General features: G+C 74.0%; 14 protein-coding genes. 7 read left to right on the top strand and 7 right to left on the bottom strand.

Annotation, left to right across the window (positions count from 1 at the left end; all coding sequences use genetic code 11):
* Positions 1–142: 142 nt before the first annotated feature.
* Positions 143–1,042, bottom strand: coding sequence for an NAD-dependent protein deacetylase (locus IG88_RS0112025; RefSeq protein ID WP_031038758.1), 900 nt, complete (start codon positions 1,040–1,042; stop codon positions 143–145).
* A gap of 146 nt (positions 1,043–1,188) precedes the next feature.
* Here IG88_RS0112025 and IG88_RS0112020 point away from each other — a divergent pair, with 146 nt between their 5' ends.
* Together IG88_RS0112020 and IG88_RS0112015 are read left to right on the top strand one after the other, a co-directional pair.
* Positions 1,189–2,019, top strand: a complete 831-nt coding sequence (locus IG88_RS0112020; protein ID WP_031038757.1) for a PP2C family protein-serine/threonine phosphatase — start codon at positions 1,189–1,191, stop codon at positions 2,017–2,019.
* Positions 2,020–2,069: 50 nt separating this feature from the next.
* A complete protein-coding gene (locus IG88_RS0112015; RefSeq protein WP_031038755.1) occupies positions 2,070–3,053 on the top strand; it encodes an MASE1 domain-containing protein in 984 nt (327 codons plus the stop codon).
* A 36-nt stretch (positions 3,054–3,089) separates the two neighbouring features.
* Here the strand turns inward: IG88_RS0112015 and rhaS are convergent, their stop codons facing one another.
* From rhaS to IG88_RS0112000, 3 genes are all read right to left on the bottom strand, one after another.
* The gene (gene rhaS, locus IG88_RS0112010; protein ID WP_031038754.1) at positions 3,090–4,169 is read right to left on the bottom strand and encodes a rhamnose ABC transporter substrate-binding protein; all 1,080 of its coding nucleotides are present in this window, start codon (positions 4,167–4,169) and stop codon (positions 3,090–3,092) included.
* Between the two features lie 234 nt (positions 4,170–4,403).
* Positions 4,404–5,822 (bottom strand): MFS transporter, encoded by a 1,419-nt coding sequence (locus IG88_RS0112005; protein ID WP_031038752.1) that lies wholly within the window; start codon positions 5,820–5,822, stop codon positions 4,404–4,406.
* On the bottom strand, positions 5,815–6,261 hold the full coding sequence (locus IG88_RS0112000; protein WP_031038750.1) for a MarR family winged helix-turn-helix transcriptional regulator: 447 nt from the start codon (positions 6,259–6,261) through the stop codon (positions 5,815–5,817). The genes IG88_RS0112005 and IG88_RS0112000 overlap by 8 nt, the downstream gene beginning before the upstream one ends.
* A 267-nt stretch (positions 6,262–6,528) precedes the next feature.
* On the opposite strand from IG88_RS0112000, the gene IG88_RS0111995 reads away from it, so the two are divergent.
* A complete protein-coding gene (locus IG88_RS0111995) occupies positions 6,529–7,860 on the top strand; it encodes a hypothetical protein (RefSeq protein WP_031038748.1) in 1,332 nt (443 codons plus the stop codon).
* 215 nt (positions 7,861–8,075) lie between these two features.
* Here IG88_RS0111995 and IG88_RS0111990 read toward each other — a convergent pair whose 3' ends face one another.
* The 3 genes from IG88_RS0111990 to IG88_RS0111980 are packed head-to-tail and all read right to left on the bottom strand — an operon-like array spanning position 8,076 to position 10,386.
* Complete coding sequence (locus IG88_RS0111990) at positions 8,076–8,933, bottom strand: biotin-dependent carboxyltransferase family protein (RefSeq protein WP_031038745.1); 858 nt, start codon at positions 8,931–8,933, stop codon at positions 8,076–8,078.
* The gene (locus tag IG88_RS0111985) at positions 8,930–9,637 is read right to left on the bottom strand and encodes a 5-oxoprolinase subunit B family protein (protein WP_037835783.1); all 708 of its coding nucleotides are present in this window, start codon (positions 9,635–9,637) and stop codon (positions 8,930–8,932) included. The genes IG88_RS0111990 and IG88_RS0111985 overlap by 4 nt, the downstream gene beginning before the upstream one ends.
* Positions 9,634–10,386: a LamB/YcsF family protein gene (locus IG88_RS0111980; protein WP_031038742.1), complete on the bottom strand. Its 753-nt coding sequence runs from the start codon at positions 10,384–10,386 to the stop codon at positions 9,634–9,636. Before IG88_RS0111980 ends, IG88_RS0111985 begins: the two co-directional genes overlap by 4 nt.
* 255 nt (positions 10,387–10,641) lie before the next feature.
* On the opposite strand from IG88_RS0111980, the gene IG88_RS0111975 reads away from it, so the two are divergent.
* The 4 genes from IG88_RS0111975 to IG88_RS0111960 all read left to right on the top strand — a co-directional run bounded on the left by IG88_RS0111975 (position 10,642) and on the right by IG88_RS0111960 (position 14,081).
* Positions 10,642–11,361 (top strand): DUF969 domain-containing protein, encoded by a 720-nt coding sequence (locus IG88_RS0111975; RefSeq protein ID WP_031038740.1) that lies wholly within the window; start codon positions 10,642–10,644, stop codon positions 11,359–11,361.
* A complete protein-coding gene (locus IG88_RS0111970) occupies positions 11,358–12,332 on the top strand; it encodes a DUF979 domain-containing protein (RefSeq protein WP_031038738.1) in 975 nt (324 codons plus the stop codon). The genes IG88_RS0111975 and IG88_RS0111970 overlap by 4 nt, the downstream gene beginning before the upstream one ends.
* Before the next feature lie 73 nt (positions 12,333–12,405).
* Positions 12,406–13,056: a pyroglutamyl-peptidase I gene (gene pcp, locus IG88_RS0111965; RefSeq protein WP_031038733.1), complete on the top strand. Its 651-nt coding sequence runs from the start codon at positions 12,406–12,408 to the stop codon at positions 13,054–13,056.
* Positions 13,056–14,081, top strand: a complete 1,026-nt coding sequence (locus IG88_RS0111960) for a DUF2891 domain-containing protein (RefSeq protein WP_031038732.1) — start codon at positions 13,056–13,058, stop codon at positions 14,079–14,081. The genes pcp and IG88_RS0111960 overlap by 1 nt, the downstream gene beginning before the upstream one ends.
* Positions 14,082–14,112 lie beyond the last annotated feature (31 nt).

Genomic DNA, 14,112 nt, shown 5'->3' with positions numbered 1-14,112 from the left:
AGGGGTGGTCTCCAACCAAGCGGTTAACGATTGGTTAATCGATGTACCTCGTGAGGTGCGAGGACCATATGGAGTGCGGGGACCACGGTCAAGGGGGTGAGGCGGGGAGTTTGCGGACCCGGCGAGGGCACGAGCCGCCTGGTCAGGCGGTCGCGGCGGCCGGGTCGGTCAGGCCCAGCCGGTCCGCCACGGCGGTGAGGGCCGGTCCCAGCGGGAGTGCGACCCGGGTGACGGCGAGGTTGTCGCCGCGGGTGGCGTCGCGGTTGACGATCAGGACCGGCTTGCCCGCACCGGCCGCCTGGCGGACGAATCGCAGGCCGGACATCACCGTCAGCGAGGAGCCCAGGACCAGCAGTGAGGACGCCGCCCGCACCAGCTCGCGGCAGTGCTCGACGCGCCGCGGCGGCACGTTCTCGCCGAAGAACACGACGTCCGGCTTGAGGACGCCGCCGCAGACCGCGCAGGGCACCACCCGGAAGTCCCCGACCTGCTCGTCGGTGAGGTCCGCGTCGCCGTCCGGGTTGATCCCGGCGGCCACCGGCGCGAAGCCCGCGTTGGCCTCCTCCAGCCGCCGGGCGAGCTCGCGGCGCGGGCTGAAGGCGCCGCAGGACAGGCAGACGACCCGGTCCAGGCTGCCGTGGAGCTCCACGACACCCTCGCTGCCCGCCGCCTGGTGCAGGCCGTCGACGTTCTGGGTGATCACCCCGGTGAGCAGACCGTGCCGCCCGAACGCCGCGACCGCCCGGTGCCCCGCGTTGGGCCGGGCACGGCCGAAGGTGCGCCAGCCGAGGTGGCTGCGCGCCCAGTACCGGCGGCGGGCCCCGGGCGAGCCGGTGAAGTCCTGGTACGTCATCGGCGTGTGCCGGCTCAGGCTGCCGCCCTCGCCCCGGTAGTCGGGGATGCCCGACTCCGTGGAGATGCCCGCCCCGCTGAGCACCAGCACCCCGCCGGCCCGCAGCGCCTCGGCGACGGGCGCGAGGTCCGTGGTGCCCGGCGGCAGATCGTCTCCGGGGGTCCAGCTCAGAGTGGGACGCATGCGCATGCGGCAAGGGTACGGAACGCGCCGCCGCCGGGGACGGGACGAGGGCCCGGACGGCTCGGCATGACCTTTTCGGTCCCGGGTGACAGACTTGCACTGTCCAGGGGCCGCAAGGCCCCGCCGGGAAGGCGGCCTGGCGGGAGTGGCCGATGTTCCGCAAGCGTCCCGCACCTGACGGTGAAGAACTGCTCGCCCGGCTGGCCACGCTGACCACGCAGGCCAGGGAGCTGGCCGAGCTGCGGCGGTCCCAGGTGGAGCTGGCGATCGCCCTGCAGCGCGACATGCTCCCGGCGGACCTGCCCGCCATCCCCGGCATCCGCCTGGCCGCGTGCTACTCGCCCGCGTACGCCGGGCTCAACGTCGGCGGCGACTGGTACGACGCCTTCACCCTCCCCGACGGCCGCATCGGCCTCTCGGTCGGCGACGTCCAGGGCCACGCCATCGACGCGGCCGCCTTCATGGGCCAGGTGCGGGTCGGCCTGCGGGCGCTCGCCTCCGTGACCAGCGAACCCGGTGACCTCCTGGCCTGCACCAACGAACTGATCCTCGCCCTCAACAAGGACCTCTTCGCCACCTGCACCTTCATGCGCTACGACCCGGCGAGCGGCCTGCTGGAGAGCGCCCGGGCCGGACACGTCCCGTGCGTCCGCGCCACCGCGGACGGCAGGGCCGAGGTCTGCCGGGACGAGGGCGGGCCTCCGCTCGGCGTCCTGGAGGGCGCCGACTACCCGGTGACCCGGTACCGGCTCACCGCCGGCGGAGTGTTCGTCCTGGTCACGGACGGCGTGGTGGAGGGACCGTCCCTGAGCGTCGACGACGGCCTGGAGCGAGTGGTGCGGCTTGCGGGGCTCGCCGCCACCGTCGGCATGGAGGCGCACGCCCTGGCGGCCGCCGTGCTCAAGAACGCCGAGCTGATCGGGCACGAGGACGACGCGGCCGTCCTCGTCGTCGGCCACGACGGGCGCTCCGTTACGCCGTAGGGCGGGACGCGGCGCCTTCCGCCTCGCCGACCCGGCGGCACCGGTGTCTGATGGCTTCCGTGGTGGGTATCCGTGCATGGCCGCGACCGGTCCTCCTCGCCTGCGCGACGCTGCTGGTCGCCGGTGGCTACTACGCGGCGGGGCGGCTGGGGCTGTCGCAGCAGTTGACCGCCGACGGGGCGGTGGTCACGCCCATCTGGCCGCCCACCGGACTGGCACTCGCCTGCCTGCTCCTGTTCGGGCCGTGGTGCGTGCCGGGCATCGCCCTGGGCGCGCTGCTGGTCGTCGTCTCCCTCGGCCACGCCGGGCCCGAGACCGTCGGCATCGTGGCCGGCAACACCGCCGCTACCGTCTGCGCCTGGCTGATGCTGCGCGCCGTGGGCTTCCGCCCGAGCCTGAGCCGCCTGCGGGACGGACTGGCGCTCATCTTCCTGGGAGCCCTGGCGGCGATGCTGATCAGCTCGGGAACCGGCGTGGGCATGCTCCTGGTGTCCGGCGAACTCCCCACCGAGCATCTCGAGATCGTCTGGCTGGCCTGGTGGGTCGGCGACGCCGTGGGCGTCGTCCTCGTCACCCCGCTGCTGCTCCTGCTGTACCGCGCCCGGCTGCCGCCCCTTTCCGCGCGCTGGATCGAGGCCGCCGGGTTCACCGTCGTCGTGTGCGTCCTGGTGCCGCTGATCATGTACAGCTCGGTCAGCGTGATGTTCCTGACTTTTCCGATCCTCATCCTGACGGCGCTGCGCTTCCAGTTGGCGGGCGGCATCCCGTGCGCCCTGTTCGCCTCGGTGATGGCCACCGTCGCCGCCCGGCAGGGCGCGGGGTCCTTCGGCAGGCTGACCGATGTCGAGACGATGGTGAAGCTCCAGGCGTTCAACGGGACGCTGGGACTGACCGCACTCCTGCTCTCCTCGGTGATCGGCGAACAGCTCAACACCAGACGGTCGGTGGAGCGGGCCTGCCAGGAACTGGTCGAGGCACTCCAGCACCTGAACGCGGGCGGCCCGGGGCCGCCGGGCGGCGGGGACGCCGGGTGATTCCGGCGGCGGGGGCACCGCCGCCGGAGGCGGACGTCAGAAGTCGTAGTCGTCGATGTTGCGGGCGTCGAAGACCGTCGGGTCGCCGAGGGTGATGACGCCGTTCTCGCCGAGCTTGAACCAGCCCATGTCGCCGGCCAGGAACATCTGCCCCTCCCGTCCGGTGATCTGTCCGGAGGCGAGGGCCACGGCGGCGTGACCGGCCAGCTCCCCGAGCTTGGCCGGGTCCCACAGCAGGAACGCCTCCACCGTGCCGTCCTCGATGTAGGGGCGCATGTCGTTGGGCGCGCCGAGCCCGGTGAGCTTCACCTTGCCCTTGTACTGCGACTGGGAGAGGTACTTCGCGGCGGCCTTGATCCCGTTGGTGGTGGGGGAGATGATCCCCTTCAGCTTCCCGTGCTTCCCGAGCAGCTTCTCGGCCTCCTGGTACGACTTCTCGGCCTCGTCGTCCCCGTAGGCGACCTCGACCAGCCGCATGTCCTTGTAGCGCGAGTCGCCCAGCTCCTCCTTGATGCTGCTGATCCAGGCGTTCTGGTTCGTCGCGGTCCGGGCGGCGGACAGGATCGCGATGTCGCCCTTGTAGCCGATCTGCTCGCCGAGCAGTTCCAGTTGCCGTACGGCGATGTCCTCGGCGCTCGCCGGGGAGACGAAGGCGTAGCGGCACTCCGGCTTCGTGTCGGAGTCGTAGGTGACGACCTTGACGCCCTCCTCCATGGCCTGCTTGAGGGCGTCGCACAGCGCGTCCGGGTCCAGCGCCGAGACGGCGATGGCGTCGACCTCCTGCTGGGTGAGGTCGTTGATGTGGGACACCTGCCCGGTGGCGTCGGCACCCTGGTCCGTGCCGACTTCCTTGAAGGTCGAGCCCAGGGACTTGACGGCGCGCTCCCCGCCCTGGTCGGCGACCGAGAAGTACGGCGTGTTGACCTGCTTGGGAAGGAAGCCGACGGTGAGGCCCGTTTTGGTGGGGGCGTTGGGGGAGGCCTCGGCGTTCTTGGCGTTCGTCGCCGTGTCGCCGTCCGCCGAGGCGTCGCCCTCGCCGCACCCGGCGGTGAGGAGACTGAGGGAGGACACGGCGGCGACGAGGACGGAGGCACGGCGTGCGGGGGTTCTGAGCATGTGCTTCTTTCGCTGAGTCGACGTGCGGCGGCCGAAGACCGTTCACCAGGTGCGTTCAGCCATGGCGGTCTTGCGGTCGCGCGCACGCGTGGGGCCGCCCGGGCGGGGCCGGGCACTGAAAGGATTCAATGGAGCTTGACCGGGACGTTAGGCACAAACGCCGTTGTGGTCAATGCACTTGCGGGAAACAGTTGTTGGGCCCCGGGCCCGCGGACCTGGCCCTTCGGCGGCCGCTCAGGCCGGAGTCCGCGTCTTCGGCCCCGATGCCCGGCCGAGCGTGCGGTCGAAGAGGGTGAGCAGCAGACCGAGCACGGCGGCCGCCAGCATGACCCAGCCGAGCCGGTGCAGGCCACCGGTGTCCGCACGCTGCCCGAAGGAGGCGGCCGTCGCGGAGGAGGCGACCATCGAGCCGATGTAGGCGAAGGTGCGCAGCAGTCCGGCCGAGGAGGCGGTGCGCCCCGGATCGGCCTGGAAGTAGACGGAGTTCTGCAGGGCCAGGTTGTTCAGCCCCTGCGGGACGCCGAAGACCAGCGCGACCAGGAGCAGCGTCCACAGCGGGCTGTCGCCGGTCAGGGTGAGGATCAGCAGGCACGCGGCGATCTGCCCGGCCGCGCCGAGCAGCAGCTTCCCCCGCACTCCCGTGCCGCGCCCCGACACGATGGAGACCCCGATCGCCAGCAGGAACATGGGCATCTGCGCCAGGCCGGCGTGGAAGGGCGACAGGCCGAACCCCTCCTCGGTCCACTGGATGAAGCCGTAGAGGAAGGCGTACGAGACGGTGTAGGCGACCAGTGCCCGGCCGTAGGTGGCCAGCAGCGGGGTGTTGCCGCCGAGCACGCGCAGGTCGATGAACGGGGTGGCGGCCCGCAGCTCCCGGACCGCGAACGCGGCCGCGGCGGCGGCCGACAGCGCGAGCAGGTACCAGTCGCGCAGGTGGAGGTTCATCAGGAAGAGCAACAGCGAGACGAGCATCGCCGCGAACAGGCCCATGCCGGGCAGGTCGAGCCGGGCGGCCAGGTCCCCGCGCCGCGCGGACCCGCCCGCCGGCCGTGTCCTGGGCAGCCGCAGCAGCCCCAGCAGTACGGCCGCGAGGGCCAGGGGCACGTTCAGCGCGAAGGTGGCGCGCCAGCCGCCCACCGCGATCAGCAGGCCGCCCAGGAGCGGGCCGACGACGGCGATGGTCTGGTTGGCGACCGCCAGCGCGGTGAGCACCCCGCCGGGACTGTCCCGCCCCGTGCGCTCGGCCTCGCTGCGGACCAGGGCCATCGCGGCGGGATAGCCGGCGCAGGTGCCGAACCCGAGCAGGACCCGGGCAGCGATCAGGACACCCAGGCCGGGGGCCAGGGCGCCGACGGCACCGGCGACGCCCACCAGGCCGGTGCCCAGGAGGAAGAGCCGGCGCGGCCCGAAGAGGTCGATGAGCCGGCCGACGACGGGCTGCCCGAGCGACGTGGCCAGGTAGAGGGCGGAGACGAGCCAGGCGGTCTGCGAGGCGGGCGCGCCCAGTGCCCGGCCGATCGGGACGAGGGCGACCGCGATGATCGTCGAGTTGACCGGGTTGAGCACCGAACCGAGCAGCATCGGCGGCAGCAGGCGGCGGTCGAAGCCGGGCCCCGCCGCGCCGGCCGCGGTGCCCGCCTTCGCCTCAGTCACGGGTCAGTCGCTCCAGTACGGCCATGGTCGCGATCACCGCGCGGCGCTCCTCCTCCGTGCACCTGGCCTGCAGGCGCTCGGCGAGCCACTCCGTGCGGACCTGCCGGCCCTCCTCCACGCGGCGCACGCCCTCCGCGGTCGGCGTGATCAGCAGGCGGCGCCCGTCCTCCGGGTCGGGGCGGCGCTCCACCAGCCCCCGGGAGGCGAGTGCCGCGACCGTCGCCGTCATCGACTGGTGCCGGACCCCCTCGCTGGCGGCGAGTTCGCTGGCCGTGACGCCCCCCTTGTCGGACAGCCGGGCCAGGACCGTGGACTGACCGAGTGTGAGGTCCTCGACCTCGGACGCCTTCAGGATGCGCCGGCGCAGCCGGCTGATGACCGCACGGACCTCGCGCGAGGCCTGGACGGCCGAGGCGGAAAGCCTCTCGTTCTCGCTCATGCCCCCAGGCTAATGTCCACAGGGCGAGCTGTACAGGCTGGACTGTACAAGTTGCGGTGCGAGAACAGCGCCGACGACCGACTCCGCACGGGTGGCGGGTCCGGCCGGACCGGCGACCGTCCGCGTGGCCTGCCGGGTTCCGGGCCGGGCCGTCGAGTACGACGGCTACAGCGACGACGCCCGGGCGCACCCGCCCGGCCACGGCGGTCGCGATCCCTCCAGTTCCCTCGCCGACGCCGGCGAAGGCCGGCTCCCAGGAGTGCCCACATGCCGACCCCCTCACCCCGCCGCGGCGGGCCCCGCACCAGGCGCGCCCTGAGCGGCACGGTGTGCCTGCTCGCCCTCGCCGGAGCGGCCCTGGCCGCCGCGCCCGCCCCGGCCGCCGCGCCCGCCCCGGCCGCCGCGCCCGCCCCGGCCGCCGAGCCGGTCCCGGCCGCCCGCGCCGAACCGCCCGTCCCGGTGTCCTGGCGCGCGGACCTGTCCCGGACCGGCGCCGACGACGTCAACGTCCACCACGACGCGGGCGCGCTGCGGGTGCGCGACGGCTCCTTCGGCCCCGCCTCCCTCGGCCGCGACCGCGGCTACGCCTCCGCCGTGCTGGAGACGCACCACGTGGACCGGCCCGTCGACCGGGTCGCCGTGGAGCTGGACGCGACCGTCCCCGAGGCGGCGGCCGTCGAGGCCGACGTGCGCGGACGCACCGCCGGCGGAACCTGGACCGAGTGGCGGCGGGCGGCGCCCGGCGCCCCGGCCCAACTGCCCCGCGACGTCGTGGACGTGCAGGCCCGGCTCACCCTGTGGAACGCCGAGGGCGGGCCCACCGCGACCGTGCGGGCGGTGACCCTGACGGCGGACGACGCCGGCCCCGCCCCCGCCGAGCCCGCACCGACGACCAGGGCCTCCGCCTTCTCCGCCCGCGTCTACGCCACCCGCGAGGGGCTCGTCGGACACACCACCGCCAACGGCCACGTCATCCAGACCAACGACCACTTCGTGGCCCTCCCCTCCCGCCGCGCCCTGTCGCCGGCCGGCAGCGCCCAGTACGCGGTGCAGGTGTGCGGGCCCGCCCGCTGCGAGACCGCTCCGGTGTGGGACGTCGGCCCGTGGAACACGCACGACGACCACTGGAACCCCTCGGCGCAGCGCGAGCAGTGGAAGGACCTGCCGCAGGGCCGCCCCCAGGCGCAGGCCGCCTACGAGGACGGCCACAACGGAGGGCGGGACGAGTTCGGCCGGCAGGTCGCCAACCCGGCCGGCATCGACCTCGCCGACGGCACCTTCTACAACGTCGGCCTCTACGACAACGGCTGGGTGACCGTCACCTACCTGTGGACCGAGGGCGGCGGCGACACCACGTCGTTCCCGACCTGGGGCACCGACGTGAGCGTCCGGCAGCAGGCGACGACCGAGTCCGCGCGCGTGGCGAGCCTGCCCGGGCCCACGACCGTGCGGGTGCGGTGCCAGGTCCACGGGCGGCTCGTGGAGTACGGCGGCTACGGCAACGACGCCTGGTCCTACCTGCCGGACTACGGCGGTTACCTCTCCAACGTCTTCATCGACACGGCCGACGCCTGGCTCCCGGACGTGCCCGCCTGCTGACGCCTCGTCGGCGGCGGCGCCGTCCCCGCGCCGTGGGCGCACGACCTCTCCTCGCAGGGGAGGGAGCTCCTCCAGCTCACCGCGAGGGCCGGCGCACCTCGCGCGGGAGAGCACGGCGGCCCGTCCGGTCCTCGGCCCCACCTGCGACGGCCGGACCTCCGACCGGCCGGACCCGTTCCGGTGCGCCGTCGGTGCGGGGACCGGTCTGCCGGCCGTCAGGCGAGCGTGAAACGCAAGGGGGTCCCGGCCGTCGCCTGGGCCGCCGCCGCGAGCGCCGGCTCGGCGACGACCGCGACGACCGGGTAGCCCCCTGTCGTCGGGTGGTCGTGCAGGAAGATCACCGGGCGTCCGTCCGGCGGGACCTGTACGGCGCCCAGCACCATGCCCTCGCTGGGCAGTTCACCCGTCGAGACGCGCTGCAGCGGCGGCCCCTCGGTGCGCAGGCCTATGCGGTTGCTGTGCGGCGAGACCCGGTAGGCGGCCGAGGTGAGCGTGCGCAGCGCGGCCGGGGAGAACCAGTCGGCGCGGGGGCCCAGGCGTACCGGCAGGACCAGTTCGGCGGGCGGGGCGGGCCAGGGTGCGGCGGCGGGCAGCGGCACCGGCCGCCGGGGAGCACCCACCGGCACGGTGTCACCGTCGCGCAGGGGGGCCGGGCCCAGCCCCGACAGCAGGTCCGTCGAGCGGCTGCCCAGGACGGGCTCGGCGGCGACGCCCCCCGCGACGGCGACGTACGAGCGGACGCCCGCGGTGGCCGCACCGACGTCCAGGACGGAGCCCGCCGGCACCCGCACCGGGGTGCCCCAGGCGGCCGGCCCGCCGTCGACCGTCACCGGGCAGGGCGCCCCGCCGACCACCACGGTGACGTCCCGGTCGGGACGCAGGGCGCAGCCGGTCAGGGTCGTCTCCAGGACGGCGGCGCCGGGGTCGTTGCCCAGGAGGCGGTTGGCGAGCCGCATGGCGGGCGCGTCCAGCGCGCCGGAGCGGGGGACACCCAGGTGGGCGTGGCCGGGCCGGCCCGCGTCCTGCACGGTCGTGAGCGCACCGGAGCGCGCGACCGTCAGCCCGGCCGTCATGCCCCGGCCCCCGGGCCCGTCGTCCCCGCCGCGACGGGACCGGTCCCGGTGCCGTCCGGCGTCGCGCCGTCCGCTGTGACAAACCGCACACGCGCCCCCGGTGCGAGCAGCGCCGCACGTTCCCGTGCCGGGTCCCACAGCGGCCGTGGGTCGGGCATCGTGCCGATCAGCCGCCAGCCGCCCGGGGTGGCACGGGGGTAGACGGCGCTGTACGGACCGGCGAGGGCGACCGCGCCGGCCGGTACGCGGGTCCGGGGTGTGGACCGGCGGGGGACGTGCAGGCGGGGCGGCAGCCCGGTGAGGTAGCCGAACCCGGGAGCGAAGCCGCAGAACGCCACGCGGTAGGTGTGCGACCGGTGCAGGGCGCCGACCTCGTCCGGCGCGACTCCCCACAGGGCCGCCACGTCGGCCAGGTCCGGCCCGTCGTAGCGCACGGGGATCTCCACCACCTCGCCCGTGTCGTCCGCGACCGGCGGCACCTCCCAGCCGTGCACCGCGAGGGCCAGCGCCTCCGGGTCCGTCACCCCGTCCAGCAGGACGGTCCGCGCCCCCGGCACCACCTCCGTGACCGGCGGCAGCGTCCCGGCGGCGCGCCGGCGCAGCACCTCGGCGTGGAAGGCCGCGGTGTGCTCGGCGTCGGGCAACTCCACCAGGAGGGCGTGGCGGCCGGCCGGACGCGCGGTGAGGGACCGCCCGCCGCTCACGCGAACGCCCCGATTCCGACCCCGGCCCTCTCCAGTGCCGTACGCACCCGGGCGGCGATGCGGGCGGCGTCCGGGGTGTCGCCGTGCACGCACAGGGAGCGGGCGGCGACCGCAACCGCCGTGCCGTCCACGGCCTCGACGGAGCCGTCCACGGCGAACGCCACCGCGCGGCGCACCACCGCGTCCGCGTCGGTCACCACCGCGCCCGGCTCGCGCCGGGGGACCAGGGTGCCCCCGGCGGTGTAGGCACGGTCGGCGAAGGCCTCCGGGACTCCGGTGAGCCCCGCCTCGGCGGCGGCCGCGAGCAGCCGCGAGCCGGGCAGGCCGAGCACGGGCAGCGCGCCGCCCGCCAGCCGCACCCCGGCCACCACGGCACGGGCCTGCTCGTCGTCGTGGACGGTGCGGTTGTAGAGCGCGCCGTGCGGCTTGACGTAGGCGACGGCGGCCCCGGCGGCCTCGGCGAAGACGCGGAGCGCGCCGATCTGGTACGCCACCTCGGCGGCCAGTTCGCCGGCCGGGACGTCCATGGCACGCCGGCCGAAGCCCGCCAGGTCGCGGTAGGACACCTGGGCCCCGATCCGCACCCCGCGCTCGGCGGCGAGGTCGCAGACGCGGCGCATCACCGAGGGGTCGCCCGCGTGGAAGCCGCAGGCGACGTTGGCGCTGGTGACGACGGAGAGCAGGGCGTCGTCGTCGGTGAGGGTCCAGCGGCCGAAGCCTTCACCGAGATCTGCGTTGAGGTCGATCACTCCCCGAAAGTAGACGATCGTTGAACGATCCGACAAGAGGCCGGGCGTGGGACGAGTCGTCCGTCGCCTTCCGGGTGCGAGTCGTCCGTCGCCTTCCGGGAACGGTGAGAATTCACCTCTTGTTAGATCGTTGAACGATCGCTAGTGTCCGTGCATCTGCCACGTATCTGGAGCTATGGTCCCCGGGACCGATGAGTCACGTTCCGAAGCTCCGGATCCGTGCCCTGCCCCCTCATGCCTGAAGAAGGCCACCGAATGATCGTTCTCCTCGGTGTGGTCGTGGTGATCCTCGGATTCGTCACGCGCCGCAACCCCGTCCTCGTGGTGGGCGTCGCCGGTATCGTCACCGGACTGCTCGGCAGGATGAACCCGCTGGAGGTCCTCGCGGCCTTCGGCCGGTCCTTCGCCGACAGCCGCTCGGTCACCGTCTACGCCATCGTGCTCCCGGTGATCGGGCTGCTCGAGCGCTACGGCCTGCGCGAGCAGGCCCGCAATCTCATCGGCCGCCTGGGCAAGCTCAGCGCCGGCCGGTTCCTCACCGTCTACCTGCTGGTCCGGCAGGTCACCGCGGCCTTCGGCCTCAACAGCATCGGCGGTCCGGCGCAGACCGTGCGGCCGCTGGTCGCGCCCATGGCCGAGGCCGCCGCCGAACGCTCCACCGGAGCCAGGCTGCCCGACCGGCTGCGGGAGAAGGTGCGCTCCTACTCGGCCTCGGCCGACACCGTGGGCGTCTTCTTCGGCGAGGACTGCTTCATCGCCATCGGCTCCATCCTGCTGATCACCGGGTTCGTGAACTCCACCTACCACCAGGACATCGAGCCGACCCAGCTCGCCCTGTGGGCGATCCCGCTGGCCGTCTGCGCCTTCCTCATCCACGGTGCCCGGCTGCTGCTCATGGACAAGCAGCTCGAACGCGAGATGGCACAGGCCGCCGCCGAGCACGACCTGCCGCTTCCCGAGGGGGCCGACAAGTGATCAAGGTCGAATGGCTGTACTGGCTGATAGGCCTCGTCTTCGTGGTCATGGCCGTGCAGATGGCCACGGACCGCAGCAATCCCAAGCGGTGGACGTCCGCCGCGTTCTGGGGCCTGCTCGGGCTCACCTTCCCCTACGGCACCGGCGTCGCCAACGCCACCGCGGACAACGGCGGCTGGACCCTGCCCGCCGAACCGCTCGGCGTCGCCGTCCTCGCCCTGATCGTGCTGGCCGGCTTCAACTTCCTCGGCAAGGGCGTACCGGTCACCACCACCGGCGAGCAGCGCGAGGCCGCCGCGGGCCGGCTCGGCAACAAGATCTTCATCCCCGCGCTGACCATTCCGCTCGTCGCCATCGTCTGCGCCTCCGTGCTGGACGAGTCCGGGCTCTTCGAGCCGGGCAAGGCCACCCTCCTCGGGCTCGGCCTCGGCTGTATCGCGGCGCTCGTCGTCGGCATGCTCGTCACCGGCGAGAAGAAGGTCTCCGTCCCGATCCACTCCGGCCGCTCGATGCTGGAGGCGATGGGCTCCGCCCTGCTGCTGCCCCAGCTCCTGGCCGTGCTCGGCGCGATCTTCGCCGCCGCCGGGGTGGGCGACCAGGTCGGCGACATCATGAACAAGGTCCTGCCCGACGACTCGAAGTACCTCGCAGTCCTCGCCTACTGCGTCGGCATGTTCCTGTTCACCGTCATCATGGGCAACGCCTTCGCCGCCTTCCCCGTGATGACCGCGGCGATCGGCTGGCCCGTGCTCATCCAGCAGATGCACGGCAACGAGCCCGCCGTCCTCGCGATCGGCATGCTGGCCGGTTTCGCCGGCACCCTGTGCACGCCGATGGCCGCCAACTTCAACATCGTCCCGGCCACCCTGCTCGAACTGAAGGACCAGTACGGGCCGATCAAGGCACAGCTCCCGACGGGCATCGCCCTGCTCGGCTGCTGCACGGTCATCATGGCGCTCTTCGCCTTCTGACCGCCCCGCCCGACCGCCGGCCGGGCCCGCCCGCCCGGCCCGTACGACCCGAACCGCAAGGCAAGGAACGCCCATGACCCGTGTCCTCATCACCGGCTTCGCCCCCTTCGGCGGTGAACGCGTGAACCCGTCCTGGCAGGCGGCGTCCCTGGTGGCCGCCGAACCGCCCGCCGGGCTCGCGGTCACCGCCGCCGAACTGCCCTGCGTCTTCGGCCAGTCCCTCGACGCCCTGCGCGAGGCCGTCCGGGCGGCCGCCCCCGAGCTGGTGCTCTGCCTGGGGCAGGCGGGCGGACGCCCCGGCGTCACCGTCGAGCGCGTCGCCGTCAACGTCGACGACGCCCGCATCCCCGACAACGCCGGCGCGCAGCCCGTCGACGAACCGGTGGTCCCGGGCGGCCCCGCCGCCTACTTCTCCACCCTGCCCGTCAAGGCGTGCGTCGCCGCGATGCGCGAGGCCGGGGTCCCGGCCGCCGTCTCCAACACGGCCGGCACCTTCGTCTGCAACCACGTCGCCTACGGCCTCGGTCACCTCATAGCCACCGAGTTCCCGCACCTGCGCGGCGGGTTCGCGCACGTGCCCTGGGCCCCGGAACAGGTACCCGACGGCACCGCGCCCGCCCTGCCGCCCACCACCGTCGCCCACGGCCTGCGCGCCCTGCTGGCCACCGCCGCCCGCACCCCCGCCGGTCAGGACCTGAAGGTCACCGAAGGAGCCACCCACTGATGCCGCTCAGCGCCCACGCGGCCGCCTTCGCCCAGCTCGCCCTGGCGAACGTCACCCGCGAGTACCCCAACTTCCCCGCGCACCTGATCACATCGGCCGACGACCGGCCCGAACCCCGCTCGCTGCACCCCGCCTTCTACGGCGCCTACGACTGGCACTCCTCGGTGCACATGCACTGGCTGCTCGTCCGCCTGCTCCGCCGCCACGGCGGCACCCCCGCGCTCCCGGACACCGAGACGGCCGTCGCCGTACTCGACCGGCACCTCACCCCCGCCAACCTCGCCGCCGAGGCCGCCTACCTGCGCGAGCGCCCCTCCTTCGAGCGGCCCTACGGCTGGGCCTGGCTGCTCGCCCTCGCCGCCGAGTGCCGGGCCCACGGCGGCGCGGAGGGCGAACGCTGGACCGCGGCACTGCGGCCGGCCGTGGACGCCGTCGACGATCTGCTGGCCGCCTGGCTGCCCAGGGCCACCTATCCCGTACGCCACGGCAACCATCCCAACAGCGCCTTCGCGCTGAGCCTGGCCCTGGACTCGGGCGAACTGTCGGAAGGGACCGGCCAGGCCGTGCGGGAGCGGTTGCTGAGCTGGTTCGCCGACGACTACGACGCGCCCGCGCACTGGGAACCGTCGGGACAGGACTTCCTGTCCCCGGCGCTCACCGAGGCCGACGCGATGCGCCGGGTCCTCGCCCCGGAACGGCTCGCGGCCTGGCTCGACCGCTTCCTGCCCGGGCTCGGGGCGGGTGCGCCGTGCGCGCTGCTGGAGGTACCGGTGGTCTCCGACCACGCCGACCCCCAGATCGGCCATCTGCTCGGCCTGACGCTCAGCAGGGCCGCCGCGCTGCGCTCCCTGGCCGAGGCCCTGCCCGACGGCGCGGTCCGCACCCGCCTGGCCGAGGCTGCGGACGCGCACCTCGCGGCGGGCATGCCGGCGGTGGAGCGCGGTGACTTCACCACCGACCACTGGCTGGCGACCTTCGCCGCCCTCGCCCTCGACCCGCCCGCCCCGGCCCGGCCGCGCCACTGACACCGCGGCACCCGGGAAGCGCGGAACCGTC

The organism is Streptomyces sp. NRRL F-5650 (assembly GCF_000721365.1).
GTDB lineage: Bacteria > Actinomycetota > Actinomycetes > Streptomycetales > Streptomycetaceae > Streptomyces > Streptomyces ardesiacus.
This window is presented reverse-complemented; position numbering and strand designations above follow the sequence as displayed.